20 protein-coding genes and 1 tRNA gene are annotated in these 24,765 nt (G+C 54.0%); 7 read left to right on the forward strand and 14 right to left on the reverse strand.

Annotation, left to right across the window (positions count from 1 at the left end; all coding sequences use genetic code 11):
• Position 1 precedes the first annotated feature (1 nt).
• The 5 genes from ONV78_RS06690 to hemN all read left to right on the forward strand — a co-directional run bounded on the left by ONV78_RS06690 (position 2) and on the right by hemN (position 5,371).
• Positions 2 to 517: a FixH family protein gene (locus tag ONV78_RS06690; RefSeq protein WP_279502081.1), complete on the forward strand. Its 516-nt coding sequence runs from the start codon at positions 2 to 4 to the stop codon at positions 515 to 517.
• Entirely contained in the window at positions 510 to 2,951 is a 2,442-nt protein-coding gene (locus ONV78_RS06695; RefSeq protein ID WP_279502083.1) for a heavy metal translocating P-type ATPase, read from the forward strand. The genes ONV78_RS06690 and ONV78_RS06695 overlap by 8 nt, the downstream gene beginning before the upstream one ends.
• 9 nt (positions 2,952 to 2,960) lie before the next feature.
• On the forward strand, positions 2,961 to 3,194 hold the full coding sequence (gene ccoS / locus ONV78_RS06700) for a cbb3-type cytochrome oxidase assembly protein CcoS (protein WP_216739111.1): 234 nt from the start codon (positions 2,961 to 2,963) through the stop codon (positions 3,192 to 3,194).
• Positions 3,187 to 3,918 carry a sulfite exporter TauE/SafE family protein gene (locus tag ONV78_RS06705; protein ID WP_279502087.1) on the forward strand — a complete coding sequence of 244 codons (732 nt, stop codon included), beginning with the start codon at positions 3,187 to 3,189 and terminating at the stop codon, positions 3,916 to 3,918. Before ccoS ends, ONV78_RS06705 begins: the two co-directional genes overlap by 8 nt.
• Positions 3,919 to 3,994: 76 nt before the next feature.
• On the forward strand, positions 3,995 to 5,371 hold the full coding sequence (gene hemN / locus ONV78_RS06710; RefSeq protein WP_279502455.1) for an oxygen-independent coproporphyrinogen III oxidase: 1,377 nt from the start codon (positions 3,995 to 3,997) through the stop codon (positions 5,369 to 5,371).
• A gap of 29 nt (positions 5,372 to 5,400) precedes the next feature.
• Here hemN and ONV78_RS06715 read toward each other — a convergent pair whose 3' ends face one another.
• The 7 genes from ONV78_RS06715 to ONV78_RS06745 form a co-directional block, all read right to left on the reverse strand.
• Positions 5,401 to 6,780: a hypothetical protein gene (locus ONV78_RS06715; RefSeq protein ID WP_279502089.1), complete on the reverse strand. Its 1,380-nt coding sequence runs from the start codon at positions 6,778 to 6,780 to the stop codon at positions 5,401 to 5,403.
• A 183-nt stretch (positions 6,781 to 6,963) separates the two neighbouring features.
• Complete coding sequence (locus tag ONV78_RS06720) at positions 6,964 to 9,696, reverse strand: ATP-binding protein (protein ID WP_279502091.1); 2,733 nt, start codon at positions 9,694 to 9,696, stop codon at positions 6,964 to 6,966.
• A gap of 137 nt (positions 9,697 to 9,833) precedes the next feature.
• A complete protein-coding gene (locus ONV78_RS06725; RefSeq protein WP_279502092.1) occupies positions 9,834 to 11,501 on the reverse strand; it encodes an acetolactate synthase large subunit in 1,668 nt (555 codons plus the stop codon).
• 74 nt (positions 11,502 to 11,575) lie between these two features.
• A complete protein-coding gene (locus tag ONV78_RS06730; RefSeq protein ID WP_279502094.1) occupies positions 11,576 to 13,009 on the reverse strand; it encodes an aldehyde dehydrogenase family protein in 1,434 nt (477 codons plus the stop codon).
• 470 nt (positions 13,010 to 13,479) lie between these two features.
• Entirely contained in the window at positions 13,480 to 13,737 is a 258-nt protein-coding gene (locus ONV78_RS06735; protein ID WP_216739022.1) for a hypothetical protein, read from the reverse strand.
• A 73-nt stretch (positions 13,738 to 13,810) separates the two neighbouring features.
• Positions 13,811 to 14,668, reverse strand: coding sequence for a tRNA 2-thiocytidine(32) synthetase TtcA (gene ttcA / locus ONV78_RS06740; protein WP_216739023.1), 858 nt, complete (start codon positions 14,666 to 14,668; stop codon positions 13,811 to 13,813).
• A gap of 122 nt (positions 14,669 to 14,790) precedes the next feature.
• Positions 14,791 to 15,603 (reverse strand): DUF547 domain-containing protein, encoded by an 813-nt coding sequence (locus ONV78_RS06745; protein ID WP_279502097.1) that lies wholly within the window; start codon positions 15,601 to 15,603, stop codon positions 14,791 to 14,793.
• Here ONV78_RS06745 and ONV78_RS06750 point away from each other — a divergent pair.
• Together ONV78_RS06750 and ONV78_RS06755 are read left to right on the forward strand one after the other, a co-directional pair.
• The gene (locus tag ONV78_RS06750; RefSeq protein ID WP_279502099.1) at positions 15,602 to 16,270 is read left to right on the forward strand and encodes a DNA-J related domain-containing protein; all 669 of its coding nucleotides are present in this window, start codon (positions 15,602 to 15,604) and stop codon (positions 16,268 to 16,270) included. The two genes, ONV78_RS06745 and ONV78_RS06750, sit on opposite strands and share 2 nt — an antisense overlap.
• Complete coding sequence (locus tag ONV78_RS06755) at positions 16,267 to 17,343, forward strand: polysaccharide deacetylase family protein (RefSeq protein WP_279502100.1); 1,077 nt, start codon at positions 16,267 to 16,269, stop codon at positions 17,341 to 17,343. Before ONV78_RS06750 ends, ONV78_RS06755 begins: the two co-directional genes overlap by 4 nt.
• 16 nt (positions 17,344 to 17,359) lie before the next feature.
• Here ONV78_RS06755 and ONV78_RS06760 read toward each other — a convergent pair whose 3' ends face one another.
• From ONV78_RS06760 to hupB, 7 genes are all read right to left on the reverse strand, one after another.
• Positions 17,360 to 18,496: a MalM family protein gene (locus ONV78_RS06760; RefSeq protein WP_279502101.1), complete on the reverse strand. Its 1,137-nt coding sequence runs from the start codon at positions 18,494 to 18,496 to the stop codon at positions 17,360 to 17,362.
• A gap of 2 nt (positions 18,497 to 18,498) precedes the next feature.
• The gene (locus ONV78_RS06765) at positions 18,499 to 20,121 is read right to left on the reverse strand and encodes an outer membrane protein transport protein (RefSeq protein WP_127969656.1); all 1,623 of its coding nucleotides are present in this window, start codon (positions 20,119 to 20,121) and stop codon (positions 18,499 to 18,501) included.
• A gap of 30 nt (positions 20,122 to 20,151) precedes the next feature.
• Positions 20,152 to 21,168 (reverse strand): transporter, encoded by a 1,017-nt coding sequence (locus ONV78_RS06770; protein WP_216739029.1) that lies wholly within the window; start codon positions 21,166 to 21,168, stop codon positions 20,152 to 20,154.
• Between the two features lie 63 nt (positions 21,169 to 21,231).
• The gene (locus ONV78_RS06775) at positions 21,232 to 22,041 is read right to left on the reverse strand and encodes a C39 family peptidase (protein ID WP_011396064.1); all 810 of its coding nucleotides are present in this window, start codon (positions 22,039 to 22,041) and stop codon (positions 21,232 to 21,234) included.
• A 323-nt stretch (positions 22,042 to 22,364) separates the two neighbouring features.
• The gene (locus ONV78_RS06780) at positions 22,365 to 24,251 is read right to left on the reverse strand and encodes a SurA N-terminal domain-containing protein (RefSeq protein ID WP_279502104.1); all 1,887 of its coding nucleotides are present in this window, start codon (positions 24,249 to 24,251) and stop codon (positions 22,365 to 22,367) included.
• Between the two features lie 80 nt (positions 24,252 to 24,331).
• Positions 24,332 to 24,408: transfer RNA gene (locus tag ONV78_RS06785), tRNA-Asp, on the reverse strand.
• A 42-nt stretch (positions 24,409 to 24,450) separates the two neighbouring features.
• Positions 24,451 to 24,723 (reverse strand): nucleoid-associated protein HU-beta, encoded by a 273-nt coding sequence (gene hupB / locus ONV78_RS06790; RefSeq protein WP_011396062.1) that lies wholly within the window; start codon positions 24,721 to 24,723, stop codon positions 24,451 to 24,453.
• Positions 24,724 to 24,765: the final 42 nt, after the last annotated feature.

Below are 24,765 nucleotides of genomic sequence, written 5' to 3' on the forward strand. Positions count from 1 at the left end.
TATGTCGGCTGGTACTGTTCTGCCTTGGTACAAAGAAAAATGGGTATGGCTGCTAATAGGCCTGCCCGCCTCTTCTGTGTTGTTCAGCATCCTGATGGTCACTCTCGCCGTGCGCGGGAAAGATACGCTGGTTAAAGACGACTATTACAAAGACGGTCTGGCGATCAACCAGGAACTGGTCAAAGATCGCACTGCACAAGACTATGGTCTGGCGGCGCAGGCGAGCATCGATGAAGACGGACGCATCAAACTGGTGCTGACGTCAGGCATTCCCATCAAGAAAGCGGAGCGTCTGAACATCCAGTTCATTCATCCTACTTTGGCGGAACATGATTACAACGTCGCCCTGGTCAGCCAAGAAGACGGTTACCACGGTATTTTGCCCAGCCCCATCGAAGGCAGACGTTACATCCATCTGACCGACGCCGACGGAACCTGGCGCCTGAAAGGCCAAAGCTGGTTTCCCACCGACGCCAAAATCACGTTGAGCCCGGCTGTCCCGACCGAGAATGAGTGAAGCCGAAAAGTGCTATCACTGCAGTAATCCTGTTCCCGCCGCCATCAATCTTCATGTCACTGTAGGCGGCGAAGATTACGCAGTATGCTGTCGCGGCTGTCAGGCAGTCGCCAATCTGATCCATAACGACGGATTGCAGCAGTTTTACCGCTTCCGGGACAAGCGCCTGGAAGCCCCCGAGCCGATCTCCAGCCTGGATCGTTCCAAGTACGCGCTGTACGACAGGGACGATGTGCTCTCCTCTATCGCCACACACCCCGGCTCCGACGGCAAACGCACCCTGTCCCTGTCTCTGGAAGGCATTACCTGCGCCGCCTGCGTCTGGCTGGTTGAGCAGTTCGTGCGCAAGCTACCCGGTGTTGATGAGTTCTGGGTGAATCTGAGTAACCACCGCGCCACCCTGACCTGGAATCAGAACGCAACACCGCTCAGCGACGTATTATTGCAACTGCAGTCCATCGGTTTTCGCGGCTATCCCTTTTCCGCGACGGAAGAGGAAAAGCGCCTCGCCGATGAACAGAAAAGCATGCTGGTGCGCCTGGGTATCGCCGGCATCGGCATGATGCAAAACATGATGCTGGCGGTGCCGATGTACTTCGGCCTGTTGCAGGATACGCCAGAGTACGTCGACCTGTTCCGCTTCATCAGCCTGATTGTCGCCATGCCGGTCATCCTGTATTCAGCGCGGCCATTTTTCAACGCAGCGCTACGGGATATCCGGTTACGTCACCTGACCATGGACGTTCCCGTCTCCCTTGCGATTGGCGGAGCCTTCGCGGCCAGCGTCTGGATTACTTTCCGCGGAGGACCAGAAGTCTACTTCGACTCCGTCTGCATGTTTACTTTCTTCCTGCTGCTGGGCCGCTACCTCGAAAGCCGCGCACGCATGTCCGCCGCCCAATCCAATGCCCGCCTGAAACAAAAGGCCCCGCAGTTTGTGGACTTACTACCCAGTCAGGGGGAGCAAAATAGCCAAATCGACCTGACTAAGGCGCAACTGACGCCACTACGGGATATTCGCGTAGGCGACCTCATTCTGTTTAAGGCCGGCGATCTGATTCCCGTTGATGGGGAAATCGTGCAAGGCGAGTCTTCGGTCAACGAGGCCGCCTTGACTGGCGAGTTCATGCCGCGTCCCCGGTGCGCCGGAGACGCCGTGCTCAGCGGCAGCGTCAATATCGATAATGCATTAGTGGTGCGCGTTACCGCCCTGGATCAGGACTCCCACCTGTCCACCATCAATCGTCTGGTGGAAAGAGCCTTGCAGGAACGTCCGCAGCTCAGCGCCATGGCGGACCGGGTCGCCAGCTACTTTGTCGCAGGGGTGCTGCTAACTGCTGCGATTGTCGGTGTGATCTGGTGGCGTATTGATCCCGCCCATGCCTTCGCTATTACGCTTTCCGTACTCGTGGTGACCTGTCCCTGCGCACTGTCGCTGGCGACTCCCACAGCCCTGACCACCGCCACCACCGCATTACGACAGTCCGGATTAATAATTACCCGGGGGCACGCGCTGGAAACCCTTGCCCGCGCCTCCCGCGTAGTCTTCGACAAGACCGGCACCTTAACCCAGGGCGAACTGAGTCTGGTGAAAACCGATAATCGCTCTCGCTATTCCGACGCGGAGCTGCTTGCCCTCGCCGGATCGCTGGAGTGGGATAACCCCCACCCGATCGCCAAAGTCTTCCAAGATTACGCCCAGGGCCCGGCGGAGCAAATTCGCAACCATACCGGGCAAGGCGTCGAAGGAATGCGCGGCGCGACCGTCTACCGTCTCGGCAATCTGAAATTTGCTACGGAGAAGCTGCCTGAATCGCAAATGGTGACGCCGGAGAACTACCAAACGGTAGCCCTGGCGGATGACCAGCAGCTACTGGCGTTGTTCTATCTGACCGACAGTCTGCGTCCGTCCGCAAAAGAGGCTCTACGGCAATTGCAGCAGGAGCAGGGTCTGCGCACGGCGATTCTGTCCGGGGACAGTTCCGCCGCCGTCGAAACCATCGCATCGGAACTGGCGGTGACCGATATCGAAAAATCCTGCTCGCCGGAAGGCAAGCTTGAGCGAGTCAAGCAATGGCAGAAAGAAGGCGACACCGTCGTCATGGTGGGCGACGGCGTCAATGACGTTCCCGTCATGGCGGGAGCGCATCTGGCCGTGGCGATGAACAATGCGACCGACTTGACCCAGGTGCGCGCCGACGCGGTCATCCTTAACGGCGATTTGCGTACTTTCGCATTCGGCGTCAAGAAGGCGCGGGACGCCTATCGCATCATTCGCCAAAACCTGTCCTGGGCGGTCTGCTATAACCTGCTCGCCCTGCCGCTGGCCGCCGCCGGTTATGTGCCGCCCTACGCCGCCGCAATCGGCATGTCAGTCAGTTCATTGATTGTTGTGCTTAACGCTCTTAGACTGTCCGGCGTCCAAAAGCCATAAGGCCCCGCTATGCAGATACTGTTCGTCCTGATCCCTCTCTCCATCGCGCTCATCGCCGTCGCTGTCATTATTTTTCGGTGGGCGGTGCGCTCCGGCCAGTATGACGACCTGGAAGGTCCTGCGCACAGCATCCTGTTCGATGACGATGAGAAGATGATTCCCGGCAACGAAACGGACAAGAAAGGCAAACAGGAAACCCCCACTCAGTCTTCCGAGGACGCGCCCCGCAACCCCGATGCATGAGCTTCTGCTGATCGCTAACGCGTTTCTGATCGGCCTGTTCGGCAGCGGTCATTGCATCGCCATGTGCGGCGGCATCGCTGGCGCGCAGTCCTTCGCCCAGGGCGGAGACGGCTCGCCAAGAACCTCATGGTTATTTCTGTTCAACTTCGGCCGCCTCAGTAGTTATGCATTGATCGGACTGCTCGCCGGTTTCCTGGGTGAAGCGCTGGCGCTGAACGAAACGCTGCTGGTGGCGTTACGCACTATCGCAGCCGTTATGATCATCCTGATGGGACTTTACGTAGGCCAGTGGTGGATGGGCCTGACCCACATCGAACGCCTCGGAGGCAGACTCTGGAGCCGAATCTCCCCGCTTAGCAAATCCCTTGGCGAACGTCAGGGACCACACATCAGCTTCGCTTTGGGTCTGCTCTGGGGCTGGCTGCCCTGCGGACTGGTATACAGCGCCCTCGCCTGGTCAATGTCGAACGCAGACGCCTCGCTATCGGCCCTGCTCATGTTCTGCTTTGGCCTCGGCACTCTGCCCAGCATGCTGGCCGCCGGGCTTTTCGCTTACCACCTGAGACGCTGGCTGAGCAATTTATCCGTGCGCCGCGTATTCGGCGTTCTACTCATTCTGTTTGGCGTCTGGACGCTGCCCGTGCATTTCGCCGGACTATTCGGTGGACAGAGCATGGACCATCGACACGACGGAGCCTCCTCCACACACCACGGCGGGCATTGACCCATATCAAGCCCGACTGTTTGGCTCGGATATACAATGGCCACTTCTTATCCATGGTAGAAGTGCGAGCGCCGTAGTGAAAAATATTTACTGGAACGAGAACCTCATCCGCAAATACGATTTGCAGGGTCCCCGATACACCTCCTACCCCACCGCCGTCGAATTCCAGAACGATTTCCCTATCGACGCCGTGCATGAGGCGGCGGCCGCCAGTCGCGCCGCAAACCGCTCGCTATCGCTGTATCTGCACATCCCATTCTGCGCGCGCCTTTGTTACTACTGCGCCTGCAACAAAATCATCACCAAACGCAGGGAAAAAGCGATTCCCTACCTCGACGCCCTGTATCGCGAAATCGCCCTGCAAAGCGAGCTTTTCGGCGCGGACCGCCTGGTGGAGCAACTGCATTGGGGCGGCGGCACGCCCACTTTTCTGGCGCCGCAGCAGATGCGAGACCTGATGAATGCACTGCGCACGCATTTTCGCTTTATGGACAATGACCAGGGCGACTACTCCATCGAAATCGATCCCCGCGAAGCCGACGACGAGACACTGACCACATTGCGTGAAATCGGCTTTAATCGCATTAGCTTGGGCGTGCAGGACTTTAATCCCGCCGTGCAGAAAGCGGTGAATCGGATTCAAAGCGAAGAACTCACTTTGGGCGTGCTGCGCAAGGCGCGCGAGCTGGGCTTCCGCTCCATCAATATTGATCTGATCTACGGCTTGCCCCTGCAAACGCCAGACTCCTTCCGCAAGACCGTAGACACCATCATCGACTTCGCGCCGGACCGACTGTCGGTGTTCAATTACGCGCATATGCCGCAACGCTTTATGCCGCAACGCCGCATTCGCGATGAAGACCTGCCGCGCCCGGAAGACAAGCTGACCATCCTGCAGCAATCCGTCGACCAACTGATCGCGGCGGATTATCGCTTTATCGGCATGGACCACTTCGCCAAGCCCGGCGATGAGCTATCCATCGCTCAGGAGAAAGGGGAACTGCATCGCAACTTCCAGGGCTACACCACTCATGGCGACTGCGACCTCATCGCCATGGGCGCTTCCAGCATCAGCATGCTGGATCGTTGCTATTACCAGAACTGCTACGACCAGGAAAGCTACGAAGCAGCCATGGCGGAAAACCGGCTTCCGATTATCAAAGGCGTGCAGTTGAATGATGACGATGTCATCCGCCGCAAAGTCATCGTCGAACTGATCTGCAACTTCAAAATCGAGTACCGCCGCATCGAAGCTCTGTTCAATATCGACTTCGCCCATTATTTCCGCGGAGAGCTAAGCATTCTGCAGGACATGGCGGAAGACGGACTGGTCACCTTCACCCGCGACGGCCTGCATGTGAACCCCACAGGAAGACTGCTGATCCGCGGCGTCTGCAAAGTGTTCGACCGCTACCGGACACAGGCGCAACAGGGATTTTCCAGGATTATCTAATTCCCCTCTTTGCCTAAGCGCGGCCTTCCTCAGCCGCGCTCTTTCTCGCTGTCCATGGCGATCGAGCCCGAGCGATCAAACTTATATCTGAAGAAATCGCCCAGATTGACCATTGATGTCGACTTGTTGAGATAAACGGAAGCGGACATTTCTTTCAATTTAACCTGCAGGAGCCTGATCTCAGCGATGAAGCGGTCCGCCAGTGATTCCGCATCGCCCTCTTTTTCGAGCAGTTTGTCTGTGGGCATGCTCAAAAAGTAATTGATGTATTCCGGCAACCAGGAAAACACCAGTTTCTGGAAGTCATGCTTGTCATCCTGAAAGACAGACTGGCGACTAATGTAGGGCAGCAGATAATCGATAAGATGGTCTATCTCCCCGACTAACGCTCTGGTCTCGTTGAGTCCCATGTCGCTCAAGCGCATCATCAGGCGCTGCTTGGAGGCTTTCCAATCAAGCATTCCCTTTGACTTGATCAGGGACCGATAGTGGTCCGCCTCCAGACCCAATTGATTGATCCATTGAATATCTTCAGCGCCGAGTCCGGCGTCGCGCCATTTGCGCCTGGTCTTGAGCAGATCTGCGTAAACATCGTAAATACATGCGCATGTCAGATGGATAAGCTTGGCGTTGTCGCGGTTATTGAAGTGATGTTGCTGGAGATCAAAGGTCGCCGGATCATGCTCTTCAGCCGAGGTCGATAGCGCCAGGACAAGCTCCGTCAGTATCGGGTTTTCCAGATACTCCACCCCACTTTCGCTGAATTCCTTTAACAGTTTCGCCCGCGCCAGCTCAACCTCTTTTTCGGCGTTCAACGCATTGAGTTTCTTGCCTGCGCTGTTCAGTCCGTATTTAGCCAGAGTGGGCAGTAAGGCGTGTCCGGCGATAGCCGCCGCCGTCACCGGATTGATCATCGCAACCAAACCTCCCACCAACAGCAGGCCGCCTGTCACTTTGTTTTCTACCCGGTCGATATTGTTCGCCACTTCTTTCAGATATTGACCAAACGCGCTGCCGTCCTCGGGTGGAGGCGCTTCCGCGAGCATAGGCTCTACAATCAAGTGCTGAATCATTTCTCGGGAGCAGTTCGACGGCGCGTGGAAGATACGCTTTTTGGGAAGACTGTTTAGCGGTGGAACGCCCGGCGGCAGCACGCGCATGGTGTGCAATACATAGCCCTGCTCTGCAAGACGGAAAGGAACAATAAAGTAATGCTTCTCATCCACATCCTCATACAAGGACACTGCGGTCTGGCTTGAGGAAAATAACTGCAGCTTACCGACGCTTTCCTTCACACGCTGATACTGCTCGTCCACCGATGACATCAGATTGGACAGCGCCTCCTTGGAGGACTGCACGGCGCCTTTCACGCCGTTCGCAATTGTCGAGGTAGTAAACTTGATAGCCATAGCGCCAGCTCTTCCCAATTGAGTAACAGCGCGCCCTTTGCCTGTCATGACTGACGGCGCGCTTAAAAAATTGGTTGCATGTTATCGGTTATCAAGCGCAAATTCAGCTTTCTTGACGCTACCCTCTCCAAGCGGTAAGCGGATCTGGCGATAACTTGTAAACTGAACGACTCGCCGTTTAGTTCAAGCAAGCACCGGCATCTCAAAATAGAACGTACAACCCCCGCCAGGATTATTGTGGAAGCCGATCTTGCCGCCATGCCTTTCGATGATGGCTTTGGAAATATTAAGGCCAAGACCGGTTCCGCTTTTGTTGCGGGTGTTGGAGGAATCGGCCTGCGCGAAGCGACCGAATATGCGGTTTTGAAATTCCGGCGGTACGCCAGGCCCTTTATCTGTGACGGAAACCCGCGCCTCGCCGTTTTCCAGCGTAATTGCAACCGCGATTTCCGAATGCGGAGGCGAGAATTTAGCGGCGTTGGAAATCAGATTCGTCAGCACCTGAGTCAGACGTTCTTCATCCGCCTCCACCACTACCGCGTTGTCAGAAGGAATCTGCAGCGTAAAGCTCACGTCAGCGTTATGAGTCAGCCCCTGGTTGAGCGCCAAAACGTCACTGACAAGCTGCGCCAGATTGAAGTGACTGAGCTGCAAGGTCATCTCCCCAGACGCCATTTTTTTCAGGTCCAGAATTGCATTAACCAGATTAAGCAAGCGATCCGTATTGCGCCGCGCAATCTCAATCATATGCGCATGCTTGTCCGGCGCAGCCAGGGCGATCTTGGCGTCCAGCAACGTCAGTGAACCGTTTATAGCAGTCAAGGGCGTCCGCAACTCATGACTGATGGTGGAGATAAACTCGTCTTTGATGCGCTCCGCTTCCGCCCTTTCGGTCACATCGCGCACGATGCAAAGATAAGAGGCTGGCGGCGTCTGGGACAGACACACCGTTTGCAGCTCCAGAGGGAAGTCCTGCCCATTGCGGCGAATGCCCTGCAAGTATCCCGGCCCTGCATCCAGAGCGGCGGACTCTTGATTTGTCTCAGCTGTAGCCGCATGAAAATCCGGAATCAGAACCCGAATATTCAAACCGGCGAAATCGGAGCAGGCGTATCCAAACAAACTCTCCACCGCCGGGTTCACCGCCGTGATGTTGCCATCTTCCGTCACCGTCAGCAGTCCATCCGGCGTATGTTCATAAATGGCGCGCAGGCGTTGCTCACTGTGCCTCAACTCCGCCGTCCGTTCGCCAACCAAGGTTTCCAAAGCCAGCGTTCGACCACTGAAGAACAGCGATACCATGCCGCTGACGCCAGTGAACAACAGCCCCAACACATAGACAATCCAGGCGTTGATGGAGGTGTTCGCAGCAATATTGCTCTTGGTGGGAGCAATATCCAGATCCCATTCTCTGTTGAGAACGGCGAATTTATGCTCCCAGCGATAAGGGCGGCTATTGACCTCTTCCTCAGAGATGTCCGGGGACATACTGACCTTGCCGTTATCGATCGTCATTTCATGCATCAGGTAGCGCTGCTCTGTAATGTCGGCAAGCGTAATGTGGTAGCCATCCATATTCAGCCGCTCAGTAAAGTGCTTCAGCAACGAGTGAATGCGAAACACCGCCACCAAAAAACCTTCTGGATAATCCGAGTCTTCCGCTCCCTCCCCGTCTCTCTCCTCAGCACCCGGAGCCAACGATGGCATTGAGCCCTCGCCGTGTCCGCCACTGAGAAAATGCGGGTAAAACACCAGAGCGCCCATATTGTCCAAAGACTGTTGCACCAGGTGTATAGGGCCGGTCATCACCGGTTTTCTTGAATCCCTGGCTTCGGCGATCGCGCTCAGACGGGAGGGATTGGAAGACACATCAAACCCAAGCGCGCCACGGTTACTCTCTAAGGGAAAGATAAAACGCACAGGAAGATAAATCGGCTTTTCCGGTGATCGTTGTAGCTCACCGTCCAGCCGAGTCACGATTCCCATATCGACGTCGTAGTCGTCTAGCAGCCCGGCTTCAAACTCCTCCCGTTCATAGCTGCGTATATAGGGATTCCAGGACATGGCCTGGAACCCCGGGTAACGCTCCAACGCCCAGAACACCGCCTTCTCAAAGCCGCTTCGATTGATTGTGGCATTGGCGGGAAGGTTTCTTTCTATCGCCCGGGCGACATCCAGGTGGGCCTCCAGGCTCTGATTGAGTGCGGCGGAATAGCCCTGGGCCTCACTGAAAAAGCGCAGTCGTAAGCTGCTCTCCTCCCAGGATTTCGCATACAAAAACGCGACCGTGGCGAGAAAGAAAGTTCCGAGCAAAGAGAATGTCACCGCCCAACGTCGTTTTTTCCATGACTCACGAGGCTGCAGTCCCCACACCAATATCAACGGGGTAAAAACTACCACTCCAATGGTGTCGCCAATCCACCAGACACCGAGGGAGCGCGCGTAATTTTCCGCGGGTATAAATCCGGCCAGCAACAGACTGCTGCAACCGATTAAGGCGTTGGACAAACAGCTCGCCGGACCGGCGAAAAACAGGAAGCGAATGATCTCTGGAAGCTCCGCCAGACGACCGGGATAGTTCGCGAAGCGAATAACTAAATAACGCCCCAAACAGGACTGCAGGGCGGCGCCAGCTCCAATGGCGACAAAGGTGAACAGTTGCCAGGGCCAGATTTCGGCATCGGGGAAACCCTGAGTTACGCTCAGGTTATTGATCAGCGACCCAAGAAAAACGCCTGCGCAAAGCCGGTAGCCGCCCAGCAGCACCGCCGCGAGCGCGATGCCGGAAGGTATCCAGATAGCGGTGACATAGGTGCTGTCCGTGGTCAGCCATAAACCAATTCTACCCGTGACAAAATACGCCAGCGCGGTAAGCAGGTTATAAAACAGGGTCCCGACGGAATGGGATTTGGCCATAATGTTGGACGGGGTCCTTCCACATAAGGTATTCGCCTGAATATTTTATAGGCTATAGATGGCGTAGCTTCAAACCCGTGGAAGCAGGTCCCGGCCATGGCGGCTCGGGACCGAAGTGGGAAAAGTATGGTTAGCGGTCAGACCAGACAGACTCTGCTGGCCAGCTCCTCCGTCAACACACGACGGTTCTCCGAATAGTCCACCGGCACGTCAATCAAGTGTACGCCACCCTCAGCGAAAGCCTGTCTAATGGTGGGCGACAGGTCTTCAGCGCGTTGCACGCGGTGTCCAGAGGCGCCATAGGCTTGCGCGTATTTCACAAAGTCAGGATTGCCGTAGCTCAGTCCCCAATCATGGAAACCGCCCTGTTCCTGCTTCCAGCGAATCATACCGTAGGCGCTGTCGTTAACGATCAACACCACCAGATTCAATCCCAGACGCACCGCCGTTTCCATTTCCTGGCTGTTCATCATGAACCCGCCATCGCCGCAGATCGCCATCACCTGCAATTCGGGATGCAGCATGGCCGCCGCGATAGCGCTGGGCAATCCCGCTCCCATAGTGGCGAGGGCGTTGTCCAGCAACACCGTGTTATTCATGTGCGCCTTGTAGTTGCGGGCGAACCAGATCTTATACATGCCGTTATCCAGAGCGATAACGCCATCATCAGGCATCACCTTGCGCACATCCGCCACCAGCCGCTGCGGAATGATCGGAAAACGGTTGTCCTCAGAGCCTTCGCATAGCTGTTTCTCAACTTCTTCCTTAACCCGCTGGAAATACTCGAAGTCGTGAGTATTCACCGGCTCCAGCAACTGCGTCAGCCTGGAAACCGAATTGGCGATATCTCCCACCACTTCCAACTGGGGGAAATACACCCGGTCCACATTGGCGGAATTGAAGTTGATGTGAATGACTTTCTTGCCGCCGGGCTCCATAAAGAAAGGCGGCTTTTCGATGACGTCATGGCCGACATTGATGATCAAGTCAGCGAAATCGATGGCGCAATGCAGATAGTCGCCATCGGACAACGCCGCCGTTCCCATAAACAGTGGATGACGCTCATCCACCACGCCTTTGCCCATCTGGGTGTTAAAAAACGGAATGCCAGTCTTCTCAATAAACCCCAACAACGCTTCCGACACTCGTTTACGGTTCGCCCCCGCGCCAATCAGCACCAGCGGGTGCTTGGCGTTCTGGATCATTTCCAGCGCCTGCTGAATGCTCAGATCATTGGCGTCCGGACGGCGGCTATGGCTGGATTCGAACAACATGACATCGGAGTCGGATATTTCTTCAGCGATATCTTCCGGCAGCTCCAGGTGCGCGGGCCCCGGTCTTTCCTCCTCCGCCAAGCGAAACGCCTCACGGATTTTCGAAGGAATGGTGTTCACGTTGATGATCTGATGGGTGAACTTGGTCAATGGACGCATCATGTCCACGACATCGACAATCTGAAACAAGCCCTGCTTGGACTTCTTCACCGGCTTCTGCCCCGTCACCATCAGCAACGGCATAGCGCCCAGTTTCGCGTAGGCGGCCCCGGTCACCAAATTGGTGGCGCCCGGTCCCAAAGTCGATAGACACACGCCGGTTTTCCCCGTTAACCGGCCATAGGTGGCCGCCATAAAGGCCGCCGCCTGTTCATGCCGGGTCAGCACCAGCTTGATGGAAGAACCCCGCAGCGACTCGAGTAAGTCCAGGTTTTCTTCTCCGGGCACGCCGAAGATATATTTGACGCCTTCATTTTCCAGCGCTTTGACAAATAGGTCTGAGGCTTTCTCGCCCCCGTGCTCTGTTTTCATTCAGTTCTCCACAGGGTTTCACACGTACTCCGTATCCAGGCGCAATAGCTGCGCCTGAATCCCTCGCAACACAATCAGCTTTGACGCTTGATCGCCAGCAAGCGTGGTTCGCTCATGTCCTGCATGGCGTAACGCACCCCTTCCCGACCGATACCGCTGTCCTTCACGCCGCCATAGGGCATGTGATCCACACGCCAGGATGGCACATCGCCGATAATGACGCCGCCCACTTCCAGTTCTTCCCAGGCTTTCTGCATGTTCTCCACGTCACGGGTGAATACGCCGGTTTGCAGACCGAACTTGCTGTTATTGACGGCTTGCAGCGCGTCATCGAAAGTCTTGTAAGCTTCCAGGACGATCACCGGCCCGAAGATTTCCTCGTTATAAGCGCTGCAATGACGCGGAGTATTAGCCAGCACCGTAGGCGTAATTACATTACCGCTGCGCTCGCCGCCGATCAGCAGTTCAGCGCCCGCCTCCACCGCTTCATTAACCCAGGAAGCCACACGATCCGCTTCTTTGCGGCTGATCAGCGGACCTACAAAGGTATCCTCATCTTTAGGATCGCCTGTCTTCAGCGTTTCCACTTCCGCCACCAGGCGACGCTTGAAGTCTTCATATAAAGACTCCTGCACCAGCACGCGCTGAACGCTCACGCAACTTTGTCCAGACTGGTAATAACCGCCGAAAAGGACGCGTGGAATCGCCTTATCCAGATCTGTTTCCGGCTCAACAATACAGGCCGCGTTGCCGCCCAGCTCCAGCACAACCTTTTTCTTGCCGGCCTTCGCTTTCATAGGCCAACCCGCCGCCGGCGAGCCGGTAAAGCTCAGCAGCTTGATGCGCTCATCAGAAATCAGCGCCATGGCGTCGTCCTTTTTACAGGGCACGACGGAGAAAGCGCCTTTGGGAAGGTCTGTTTCAGCCAGAATTTCCGCCAGGATCAGCGCGCCAATCGGCGTGAGACTGGCTGGCTTGAGGACAAATGGACAACCAGCGGCGATGGCTGGCGCCACCTTGTGCGCCACCAGATTCAAGGGAAAGTTAAAGGGAGTGATAAACGAACAGACGCCAATTGGGAACTGGCGCACCATTCCCTGATAGCCTTCGCTGCGTGCGGAATAAGCCAGATCCAGCCATTCTCCGTTATTGCGAACAGCTTCTTCAGCAGCAATCTGAAAAGTTTCGATCAAACGCCCCACTTCGCCACGGCTGTCCTTGAGCGGCTTGCCCGCTTCCCGCACCAGCGCCTGAGCCAGCTCTTCCGAGCGCTCTTTCAGGCGCGCAACGGTATGCAGCAACACATCGCGACGTTTATATCCAGGCATTCTGCGCATGGGAGCCACCGCTTTTTCCGCAGCGGCGATAGCCTTTTCAATATCATCATGATCGGCCAGGCCAACTTTGGTGAATTCTTCTCCAGTATATTTGTCTTCGACCGGCAACCAGCCGCGAGGATCTGCGACAGGCTCGTTGGCGAGATAGAAGGGATAGGATTTGGCTAACATAAGCAGGTCCTTTTTCTGTCAGGCAGTTGACGTATAAGCGAAAGGCGGAGCCTGATACTGCTCGCTTAATTCGAGCGCACGAGTATGACACATTCGCAAAATGTTTTGCCTAAAGGAAAAGACTATGAGCCTGATAAGTCGAAGCAATAAAAGAGGCGACAAAAAAAGCCGACTCGCAAAACCGCGGTCGGCGCAGGAGCGTATGTCGAGATACGCCTATAGGATAAGAAAACTAACCGATTGGGCCGCTTCTCAGCGGGGAAAAACATATCAGCGCAAGCGCCGAATAAAAGCTGTTCTTCATGCCAACCTAAGCGCCGGATAGACATAAAAGCCGTCAATTAAATCAAAGAATTACGATATATTAATTTAGAGCGGCGCGAGTATTGGAAGCAGATCGTGACGACCGTGGCCCAGATAGAAATGGACAACATGAGAAGAATGGATAAATGACATTGCCGACGAAAAGGTTAACTCAACAAAGCCCAGGCAATAGAACCCATGACGCCGAGCATGCCCAAACCAAGCGTAAACATACTCAACCAGGCGAAGACGAACATCCTGTATAGAATCGGGCTGATGTCTCTTCCGAACAGCATGCAACCCTCGCAATCCGCTTCGCTCAGGGTTCCGCCCAGAGAGCTTGCTATCGCCTTCGCCATACTGGCGACCAACAATGGAAAGATGCCGATAACAATGCTGAGAATGGCTAGCGATAAAGGCGTCATGACGCTTGATTCTCCGGCGGATGATACAGACGGATAAGGGCCGAAGAACTCGGCCCATCTGCTCTATGTCTGTTTAGAGGTTAAGGACGCTGATTTGGTTGAACTCTTCCGGTTCCATACTGTATCGCTCCAACTTGTCGAAGTCATACAGTCTGGTGTCGCACAAATGCGAAGGCAGCACGTTTTGTACCGCGCGGAACATGTTTTCCAGACGTCCAGGAAAACGCTTATCCCAGTCCTGCAGCATCATTTTGATGTTTTGTCTCTGCAGATTTTCCTGAGAGCCGCACAGGTTGCAGGGAATAATTGGAAACTCACGCAGGCCAGCGTAACGCTCAATGTCTTTTTCACGGCAGTAAGCCAGAGGACGAATTACGATATTGCGGCCGTCATCGCTTTTCAGTTTGGGAGGCATTGCGCGCATTTTTCCGCCGTAGAACATATTCAAAAACAGCGTTTCCATAATGTCGTCACGGTGGTGCCCCAACGCAATCTTGGTGCACTTATGTTCGACAGCGAAATCGTAAAGAATCCCACGACGCAAACGTGAACACAGACCGCAGGTGGTTTTACCCTCAGGGATCTTATCTTTCACGATACTGTATGTGTCGCGCTCAATGACGTGATACTCAACGCCCAGGGAGCTTAGATACTCAGGCAGAACATGCTCGGGAAAACCGGGTTGTTTCTGGTCCAGGTTAACCGCAATAACCTCAAAGCTGATAGGCGCGTGCTTTTTCAGATTCAACAGGATGTCCAGCATGGCATATGAATCTTTACCGCCACTGAGGCAGCACATCACTTTATCGCCATCCTCAATCATATTGAAATCAGCAATCGCCCTGCCGACTTCACGCCGCAGCAGTTTTCTCAGTTTGTTCAACTCCAAGCGATCGCGCTGCGCCATCTCTGACTTAAAAGCCGCCGTCATATCTCACTACCTCCGGTTAACGGGTGCGCATTATAGCCTAAATCCCCCCGTCTAACGCCAGTGCAGTTTTTGTTCAGTCTGTAAACAATGAATGTTGAATTTATGGGCAACCAAGGTCTCCCCTACTGCGCATCATTCAACTTCCAGTCATAGGCGTATTCAATGCCGCCCTTATAGTTTTCCAGACGACTTTTCTCCGGCTCCGCGGAGTACTTGGCGAGATGATCAAGGAGTTCTTGCCGGGTGCCGAAGTCGCTTTGATACCAGTCGTAGATGGAGGACAGTCGCAGGCCGTCTTTAACGAAGGCCACGCCTTTGGGGTGGCGAATGAAGTTTTGCGCGGCGTTATTTAACTGTTCTTCCAGACGATTGGGCTCAAAGGCTTCAGGATAGAGATTCGGGCAGCCGAGGCTGGCGCAGTTGACCGCATAGTGAATGCGCTTGTCTTTCCAGATGGGACGTAGGATTCGGTGCTCGATATCATTCAATGTCAGCGCCTGTCCCTGCACATGGGTGATGACATCGTCCCAGGGGCCAAAACGAAACCAGCCGCCGCCAATCTCCTTAATACTGTCTACCGGATAATGTTGCAGCACCAACTGCACAGTCAGGGCGTTGTATAAGTTGATCCAGTAAGCCATTTGCGTATTTTTGGAATACTCGCGGGGATCAACGGACGTCAGTGAGGCAATGTAGCTATCCAACTGACGCTTCTCTTCCGTCGTGAATCCGCCGTACGACAATCTGGCGAAGCCGTCCTCATCCTCACTAAGGTGGGTCTGCAGAAGATGGGTCCAAGTGCTATGATCTAGCAAAGCAGGGTTTCGCTCATTGGCCTTGTCCCACAGGCCCCAATACTCGGCCTTCGGCGCCGCGGCAGCTTCGCCCGACAACCAGCCCATAAAAATCAGGATTAAAAATAGTCTTACGCTCATGAGTTTTGATCATCCAGAGATACCAGAGGATTTGACCCTTGCAGGTACGAAAGGTTCCCGCGAACCGACCAGTTGGCGCTATCTCACGCAAAAACTGGAACAGGCCGTCGCAGAGATTCTCCTCCCCGGCCCGGCAATGATTTCCGAACACGACCTAATCAAACAATTGACCTCGCCGCCACATAGCATTTTTTCAGAGAACTGCCTGCAATCTCCACTGGATCTTTTTCAGACCCACTTCTTGACGTTCCATACACTCTATCGCTTGAAAAACAAATGGTTACAAGAACATAATCTTGTCCTCGCCATGACCTCCGTACGCATCACCCTTTACCACTACGATGCGGAGACTCACAGCAACCACAACGCGCCGGTAGCGGCGGACCCCTTGGCGGAATACTACCTCAATCCGAAAAACCTATTCGACACCAGCGCCGCAGACGTGGAAAAGCTGATCAGGGATTTTTGGCTGATGTACGTACACCCCCATCAAAAGCAGTCCGCGCTGGACACTCTGGGATGCGCTCCAGATAGCGACGCAACACAGATTAAGGCCCGCTACCGCCGCCTCGCCATGGAACATCACCCGGACCGTGGCGGAGACACCGCGTTGTTTCAAGCCATCACGGAAGCATATGAAGTATTGAAGGTTTATTACTCACTATGAATAACGGACGCTATTCTCTCACCGCAACATCAATTACTCGTCGGATTCAGGCGCTTGGAATCGCCGCCGGCGTCTTGTTTTGCGCATCAGCTCAGGCTCAAGAAAGTCCCGCCCGCGCATACATACTGCAATACCATCACATCAGCAACGATACCCCGCGCAGCACCTCCACCACCCCGGAGCTCTTTCGGCAGCACATGCAGTTTATCGCCGATAATGGCTACCAAGTGCTGCCATTGGCGGAGATCATTCGCACACTTCAGGAAGGCGGCAGCCTCCCCGAGAAAACGGTCGCGCTGACTTTTGATGATGGCTACAAAAGCATCTACGAAACCGCATACCCGCTATTGAAGGAACGCGGTTATCCATTCACGATTTTCCTGAATCCGGACGCGCTTGATAATCACCGCAGCACGCACATTACCTGGGAGCAGGCCCGAGAAATGGGGAAACACGGCGGCGTGGTGGCGAACCATGGCGTGGGCCACATCCATATGGTGGAAGTCAAAACCAATGAGGACGCCAGCGCCTGGCGCGCGCGCATCACGCAAAACATCGAACAAGCGGAAAAAAGAATCGAGGAAGAGACTGGCGCCTCACTCAAACTACTCGCCTACCCTTACGGCGAATACGATGCGTCACTGCAAAAGTTGGTGAGTTCATTGGGGTACGTCGGATTAGGCCAGCACTCCGGCCCTATCGGGTCTGACAGCGATTGGACCTCTCTGCCCCGTTTTCCCGCCTCCAACGCTTACAGCTCCGTGCCGCAGTTAAAAGAAAAGCTGAGCACATTGCCGCTGCCTGCACAGATGCTATCGCCACAGAACATCCTGATTGCGGATAACAACCCTCCGCAATTGCGCTTCAGCACCGAGCTGAACGCAAAGGTCACATGCTACGGCAGCGGACAGGGCCTTCTCGATAGTGCAGTCGATAACAATGAAGTGACCGTCGTCGGAGCAGCGCCGTTCAAAGGGCGCCGCTTCCGCTACAACTGCACAGCACCGGCTGGCGGCGGACTGTTCTATTGGCGCTCTTTCCCATGGATCAATCCCGCCGTCCCTGAGGATTAACCCTCACCCCTCTCGCCTACTCAGGGGGCAAAATCGCCAGATGCAGTATGCCGCTGGCGGAGTGGCTGATAACAACCGGTTTGTCAGCCACACCTTCCGCAACAGTGCGTTTTTTGAGGTCCGCCCCTGTCGTCAACAAGACGAGATACTTCTCATCCTTCGTTTTTACCCTGAGGAAACCTTCCAGATAGCCATAACGAAACCAGTTTTCCGGCTCGTAGATATAGAGCAAATCCTGCAGGAAGCGCACCGGTTTCCAGTCGCTATCCAATACCAGCACCGACGGGTAAAACGCGTCAGGTTGCGCATATGCGCGCAACTGCAACAACCGATTGGCGCTGCCTTCAGGGATCTCCACAACACGATACAAGCTGTAGCCTACGCCGAAGTTGTAGCCCTGCTCGTCCTTGCGAATTTCCAGCAGCTCCCCATCATCAAACTCAAGCTCAACCCGCTCGTCATTCACCAGGTTTTCACAGCAGCGATCGTAAATGAGGTCGATCTCCTGCTCCGCGCCCGGCGCGTTCAGGCCAAGCAAATCGGCGGCAAAGGGGTCCGCGCCTTCGGGGAGACGGGCCTTTTCGATTCGTTGTTCATCCGCCACAACCTGAGCAGGTTGCAGAGGCTGTATGTGCGCCTTGGACTTGGCGTCGGCGGGATTATATTCTTCTGTGTGCATGACCCCGTTAGTATCGACCCAAGTGTAAAAACGGCTATCGCCATCGCGCACAAAGCCGCGTTTTTCCAACTCCGCCGCATCAATATAGGTAGACTCGTCGATGATTTCGCGATGGCTTGATTTAGACTGGCTCACTGGCGGCGCAGACTGGGAGCGCTCCCCTTTAGATACTTCCTGAGCATCATTCGTAGCAGGGACTTCCAGTGTCTGGTTGGGAGTCGTCGCCTCCGCGTTAATTTCCGGCTCAACGAGAGGAACTGCCGCCTCAGCAGAAGCCGGACTTTGCTCGGCCGTCGGCTGAGACGCTTCAGGCTGCGTTTGCTGTGGCGCCTGTGGCGAAGGCGCTGGTTGCCCATCTCGAATCAGCGTATGGCGCACCTGACCGTTTTCATCCACCCAGGTGTAATACCTGTCCGCCAGCGCCGCGCCGCTGCTGAATAGCGTCAACGAAAGAAGTAATGCACTCGTCTTCATGCTCAAAACGCCGTCCGGAAGGTCATACCCGCCATGATCAGTTTCAGATTGGTCTCCACATCCACGCCGGCATAGGGGTTGTAGACAATATTCTGGATGCCGTCGTCGTTCAGATTCAAACTGGAGCCGGCGGGAATATACTGCCAACTGCGCATGTAGCTGAGGTTGAAGTCCACCGTCGTGTCTCTATCCCACTTATACCCCATGCCAACGCTGTATAGCACCGTGTCATTCAGAGGAGCCAGAATATCGCGGCGATTATGAGGGATCGGCGAGTTACGCATCTCTACCCCGAAACGGAGGTCCAGACGATTGGAAAGGTGCTGTTCAACGCCTACCCCCACATTCCAGACATCTTGGTACTCCAATGGCAAACGCATGGTGTTCGCCGTTGCGTTAGGCGACAGCAGACGCGCCGCTCCCAGGAATTCCAGGTTGCGATCAAACTTGAGCAGAAAGGCGTCCCAGGAACTGTAATCCGTCCACCCCACATCCACATTCACAGTGAACTGATGATTCAGCTTCACACTCACGCCGGTTTGAAAGTGCTGAGGGTGAGTCAGGTCGATGGATAGCTGCCCCGCTTCTCGGGGAGTCCCGGATGGCAGTGAGAATATCCCGGCGGTGATAGCCCCGACGATCGAGCCGTTGAAGGAACGCCAGAAGCCGGACCAGTCATCGGTATACGCAAGCTCATAAGTCCCTTTCAATTTCATGTCGGACTCGCTCTGATAACTGGCCCCCCATGCGAACCAGTCCGTCGGCTCCCAGAGCACGCCGACATGATATTTCGGAGACAAGGTCTCCTGCACCTGAATGCTCATTCCCCCAATGTCATCCCAGGGCCCCACATTGCCACCGCAGAGGCCGAGAAAAGGCGCCAGCGGTTCTTCTCCGGTCTCACAATTGAAGGCGTCCTGCAGGACTTCCAACACACCGATCATCAAGTTGGGCGCACGGGTATAGGTATCCAGCGCCAATGATTGAGACGACATGCTGACGCCAAACCCTACCGACCACTCATCGTTGATTTCATAGCCAAATGAGGGCGACAGGTACGTAAAACGCTGCAATGACAGCGCCTTACCCAGATATCTGGCGGGATCGTCTTTTTTCCGGTAGTAACCCAGAATTTCCGGGCCGTAGGTCAGGTTCGCAAACGTGAACTTGGAGCCCGGCGGGTTCAAACTGAATCCCACAGAAGGCGCCAACGCCGGCGGACCTTTCGGCAGACGCTGGATGCCGAAGCCTGGTACGTACAAGGCGATGGTATTCGTGCGACTTCTAGCCACCGTATCGCCATCGAATATAGGGTCGTTTTCCACCCCGTCGATACCGAATACGTTATAGCCTTCTGGGGCATAGAAGTCAGACTGTATATTGGCGTGCACCCCCATCAGCGTTACCGCCAGCTGACGTCCCTTCAGCTTGGTCAGGCCAGCGGGATTATAGTGAATGGAAGCCACGCCAGGAGGCGCAGCCGTCACGGCGTTACCCAGCGACAATGCATAGGGGTCCACCATCAGATTCGTCGCCAGCTGGGCGGAAGCGATTCCACTCCAGCAGGCTGCGCATAGTCCCGCCGTAGCCAGGAGCTTTGTATTCTTATTAATATTTAAGCTCATCTTACAACTCTGCCTGATTGTTGTTCCCGCTTATTGCTCTTTAAGTCCTGCGATATTGATGGGGATAGACACCCCGATAGTTACATCAGGCGAATCCTCTGTGAGACCAAACCCCACGGAGGTGTTAATGATTTTGGTTTCACTGACGCGAATGCCCATAGCGAAACTCATCAAGCTGCTGACCTGATCCTGGGCGACTGCTTTATTACCAGTGTCGAAACTCAGAACGGTTTCATCTGAATAGCTCAGCTGGGATGAAACACTCAGCGATACATCGTATGACAGCGCATAGGAAAAGCCCGCCGATAACGACAGGGAATTGGCGGGCTCTACAGAGACCAGTCTCTGCCCCCCGCGCACCTGATTCAGATCCGTCTCTTTCAGAGGAAAGGTATAACTGACGGAGCTGAATATGACGACGGGATCAAGCACTTTAGAAAAGCTGCCACCAACGGAAAAGGAGTAGTAACCGCTCCCGGAAGACAGCTGCCTCTTGACGTCAATCTCATATGGACTGACCCCGGTTTTAGACTTAAAAGTGCTGAACAGGGTGTAGGACGGCTTTCCCGGAACATAGGCGAAAGGCTGCCAACGGGCGGTCAGTGAAACGTCTCCCACATCAGAGTTGTTCAGCTCTGTCTCAGTATCGTACTTGGTGGACAGCGGCACTCGTGTGGACAGGGTCAGGTTATCCAGTACGCCATAGTCAAAGGTGAAAGTGTTGGTGAAGGTATGTTGCGCCGCAGGCGTGACGTCAAAATTCCGGAATGAACCGTTGACGATGTCAATGTCCAGGCGCTGGTCGCCGAAGTAGCTGTAGTCAAAGGCATAGGTCAATGACATCTTGCTCTTCTTCAACAAGGAGTAGTTTTTCTCGGCCGCCTGGAACACTTCCTCCAGTTGCTTAGCGGAATCGGCATCGTCCTCCTGTTTGGTCAACGCCTCTCTCGCCTTGTCCACGCTGTTTTGCCCCTCATCGGCTAAGACAGGCGAAGCAGCCGTAAAAGTAAGCGCACAGTAAACACAGGATACTACCCAATGCTTCATTAGCTTTCCCTTAATGTTATTGTATTTATTAGCTTTTCCAGACGGTTACGTTTTCAGGGCTTTTTAATTGCGTTTGTAATGCAAATACTTGTTGGTGTTGTTAACTGAACCGTCTTCGTTGTTTTTAAGTCTTTCCAGTTCGTTACGTATGCGAAACTCCGTCGCCTCATGAAACTGAGGAAATTCCCGGTATGCATTTAAGGTGAAGGTCTGCTCATCCACATAGCGCATGTCCTCTTCTCTTAATTCCAGTCCGTCCACAGGCTTGGTATTGCCGGGAAAGACGATAAAGAGAACATTCTGATCCCAATGCTCTTTGAACAGCTCTACCGTAAAAGTGATGTTGCCTAACGAGGGGTCCGCCACAAAGACGCGATTATCGCGAACTGCGCGAACAACAATGAAATGTTTGAAGCCGCCATAGCGGATCGGCACGATAGCGGGGTGATCCAGCTCAGCCAAGTCTTCAATTTCCGCCTTGAAACCACCTGAGGGATACCCCAGCGCCGTCACCAGTCGTTTGAAGTCGAGCATGGAAAAGCCACGGCGTTCAACAATACGCGCCGCGTCGCCATAATGAAGCAGCCCCTCCATGATCTGACGCTCTTCAAAAGTACGTCCCAGATAATGTTCCAACACAGTAGTCAGTGCGGCGGAACCGCAGCTGTAGTCATAGGCTTGCTTGGTGATATTGCGAAACTTTTGCTCTTTCGCTGGTTCGACCATCGTGTCGTAACGCAAAAATGCTACGTCATTGCCCGCAGTGCTGATTGCCTGTTGATACACCACAACCCCTTTAGGCTGCGGCTCAACAATAGCCGCCTCATTGGCGATATTGAAAGCGAGCACCGAACCGGCGAGCACTAGAAGCATTCATTTCCACTCGTTTTTATTCTGCGAAATTACGGGTTTACAACGTAACTGTTTGTAAAGTAAAGATACCGCAATTGCCTTTCTGGTAAAGATAACCAGTACACAATTCTCAGTTAGACGGGAGCGCAAGATCGGTAAAATCCCTTATGCGCCAAGCGCCAGAGGGAGCAAGGTTTAGCAGAGGGTTCATAGCGGCGCCATCCCACCTGCCGCCACCCCATAGAAAACGCCTATTACAAGCTATTCGTTTTTAGAGTGGACGTTTCTTCTGGACAATAAAAAAGACGGCGCATGGCCGTCTTTTTTTAGCTTAAATCGAGAGCTTACAGGCGCTCAATTTCCGCCGTGTCTTGAACTTTCTCATTGTAGTCGTTGTATTCACGCTGACCGTTACGGCTCGCCATAAAGGTTCTATAGGTCTTTTGCTCCGCTTCGCTCAGGTCTTCTGTATTATCCTTCACTTCATTCAGAACGATGACCGCATAACCAAAGTTTGTCTCAAACTTCTCTATAACGGGTTTACCTTCAGCCGGCTTAGGCAGCTTAAAGGCCAAACGGGAAATATCCGCAGCGCCAGCCTGAGAACGACGAGCGTCATTCAGCTCCACCCAACCCGTCTGCTCGCCATCTGCGCCTTTAGAAACCGGAGCCAGATCGCCACTCTTCAGCTGAGCGACCATTTCTTCCGACTTCGCAGCCAGAGAGTCTTTCGCTTTTTGTACAGCCAGCTTCTGCTTAATCGCTTCTTTCACTTCAGCAAACTGTTGAGGCACGCTTGGCAACAGCTCTTTCTTTCTCAACACCAGGCTTCCTTCCTTGCCCAGATCGATAACCTGACTGTTGTGGCCGTCTTCTATTACGTCCGCGGAGAAAGCTTCCTGGATTACCTGAGGACCACTGAAAATACCTTGCCCGCCTTCTCTGGAGAAGGGCTCGGACGTTTGTACCGTCAAACCAAGCTCCTCAGCTGGTCCAGCCAGATCATCCGCGGTATAAGTGATGTCTTTCAGCTTGGCGTTGATTTCAACGAACAGACTATCCGCCTTCTGCTCCTGCAACTCTTTGACTATGCGGTCTTTGGACTCTTCCAGACTTGGCATTTCAACCGCTTTAACGTCATTCAATTTGATGATGTGGTAACCGTACTCGGTCTTAACCGGTTCGGAAACATCGCCCACATTCATGGAGAACAGTTTTTCTTCGAAAGGCTTAACAAAAGCGCCTTTCTGAGCATAACCCAAGTCACCGCCGTCGTTAGCTGAGCCTAGATCGCTTGAAAACTCTTTCGCCAGCGCAGCGAAATCACCGCCGTCTTTTAGCTTCTGCTCAACTTCCTGCGCTTTAGCCAACGCCTGCTCATCAGACACATCATCAGAGGTTTCAATCAGGATATGGGAAGCACGGCGTTGTTCAGATGGATGAAACTCTTTCTTTTCATCCTCATAACGCTTGCTGATTTCGTCATCGCTGACTTCTGCACGATTCACCAATACATCTCTAGTCAACTCAATGTAGTTGACGATGATGCGCTCAGGCAGGATAAATTCGTCTTTATTCGAGTTGTAGTATTCCTCAGCTTCCGCGTCGCTAATCTCAATATCTTTCGCAACGTCTTCAGCATTAAGGCGATAGTAGCTAAAACTGCGAGTCTGACGTTCCATTCTCAGCAGCTCATTCAGCTCTTCCCCGATAACAAAAGAAGTTTGAGCAATCCCGGACTGCAACTGTCCTACCAGCAACTCATCCGATAACTCTTTACGGAACTCCATAGGACGCATGCCAATCCTGCGCAGCGCTTCCATAAACTGGTTGTTGTCGTATTTACCGTCTTTCTGGGCCATTGGCCACTGAGTGATAAAGTTGTTGATGGTTGCATCAGAAACAGCGAAACCAGCCTCCCGCGCAGCCTGTAGCTGAACCTCGCGAGTAATAAATTCATCAAGGGTGGTTTTACGCAGTTTGTTTTCATCGATTTTGCTGGGATCGTAATTCTCTCCCATGCTGGCGATAGCCTGAAGGCGGTTTCTCTCGAACTTGCGTTCGAACTGAGACTTAGTGATAGGTTCGCCATTGACTGACGCAACTTCGGGCTCGCCGCTGAGCCCTCCAACGATAGACTCAATGCCGAAGAAGGCAAACGTCATTACGATTAGGCCGACAATTACCTTGGCGATCACGCCCTGGGCGTTATCCCGAATATTTTGAAGCATGCGCCCCTCTTAGAATTCTAACTTCCAAATCTGGTTGTACTGTTCTAATGAAAAAAGGCGCTCTTAGGCGCCTTGGATCTTGGCGGAGCGGACGGGACTCGAACCCGCGACCCCCGGCGTGACAGGCCGGTATTCTAACCGACTGAACTACCGCTCCTTCGATTGCATTGCGTCCCTATTTTACTAGGGACACAAGATGCTAGTTGACTGCGTCTTTCAGAGCTTTACCGGCTTTAAAGCTGGGAACTTTGGCGGCGTCGATTTTAATCGTAGCGCCAGTTTGCGGGTTGCGACCAGTGCGTGCAGCGCGCTCTTTAACAGAGAACGTACCAAAACCGATCAAAGTAACCTGCTCACCCTTTTTTAATGCTTCAGTAACTGACTCAACGACAGCATCAAGAGCACGACCAGCAGCCGCTTTTGAGATGTCTGCAGATGCAGCAACAGCATCAATCAATTCTGACTTATTCACACTAAACCCCTTAGATCTTTTTGAATTGATTAATTGACTGGT

This window comes from Hahella sp. CR1, assembly GCF_029813005.1.
Classification (GTDB): domain Bacteria; phylum Pseudomonadota; class Gammaproteobacteria; order Pseudomonadales; family Oleiphilaceae; genus Hahella.

Coding starts and splice junctions, on each gene's coding strand:
- ONV78_RS06690 (WP_279502081.1), top strand. CDS start 2: ATGTCGGCTGGTACTGTTCTGCCTTGGTACAAAGAAAAATGGGTATGG.
- ONV78_RS06695 (WP_279502083.1), top strand. CDS start 510: ATGAGTGAAGCCGAAAAGTGCTATCACTGCAGTAATCCTGTTCCCGCC.
- ccoS (WP_216739111.1), top strand. CDS start 2,961: ATGCAGATACTGTTCGTCCTGATCCCTCTCTCCATCGCGCTCATCGCC.
- ONV78_RS06705 (WP_279502087.1), top strand. CDS start 3,187: ATGCATGAGCTTCTGCTGATCGCTAACGCGTTTCTGATCGGCCTGTTC.
- ONV78_RS06715 (WP_279502089.1), bottom strand. CDS start 6,780: ATGGCTATCAAGTTTACTACCTCGACAATTGCGAACGGCGTGAAAGGC.
- ONV78_RS06720 (WP_279502091.1), bottom strand. CDS start 9,696: ATGGCCAAATCCCATTCCGTCGGGACCCTGTTTTATAACCTGCTTACC.
- ONV78_RS06725 (WP_279502092.1), bottom strand. CDS start 11,501: ATGAAAACAGAGCACGGGGGCGAGAAAGCCTCAGACCTATTTGTCAAA.
- ONV78_RS06730 (WP_279502094.1), bottom strand. CDS start 13,009: ATGTTAGCCAAATCCTATCCCTTCTATCTCGCCAACGAGCCTGTCGCA.
- ONV78_RS06735 (WP_216739022.1), bottom strand. CDS start 13,737: ATGACGCCTTTATCGCTAGCCATTCTCAGCATTGTTATCGGCATCTTT.
- ttcA (WP_216739023.1), bottom strand. CDS start 14,668: ATGACGGCGGCTTTTAAGTCAGAGATGGCGCAGCGCGATCGCTTGGAG.
- ONV78_RS06750 (WP_279502099.1), top strand. CDS start 15,602: ATGAGTTTTGATCATCCAGAGATACCAGAGGATTTGACCCTTGCAGGT.
- ONV78_RS06745 (WP_279502097.1), bottom strand. CDS start 15,603: ATGAGCGTAAGACTATTTTTAATCCTGATTTTTATGGGCTGGTTGTCG.
- ONV78_RS06755 (WP_279502100.1), top strand. CDS start 16,267: ATGAATAACGGACGCTATTCTCTCACCGCAACATCAATTACTCGTCGG.
- ONV78_RS06760 (WP_279502101.1), bottom strand. CDS start 18,496: ATGAAGACGAGTGCATTACTTCTTTCGTTGACGCTATTCAGCAGCGGC.
- ONV78_RS06765 (WP_127969656.1), bottom strand. CDS start 20,121: ATGAGCTTAAATATTAATAAGAATACAAAGCTCCTGGCTACGGCGGGA.
- ONV78_RS06770 (WP_216739029.1), bottom strand. CDS start 21,168: ATGAAGCATTGGGTAGTATCCTGTGTTTACTGTGCGCTTACTTTTACG.
- ONV78_RS06775 (WP_011396064.1), bottom strand. CDS start 22,041: ATGCTTCTAGTGCTCGCCGGTTCGGTGCTCGCTTTCAATATCGCCAAT.
- ONV78_RS06780 (WP_279502104.1), bottom strand. CDS start 24,251: ATGCTTCAAAATATTCGGGATAACGCCCAGGGCGTGATCGCCAAGGTA.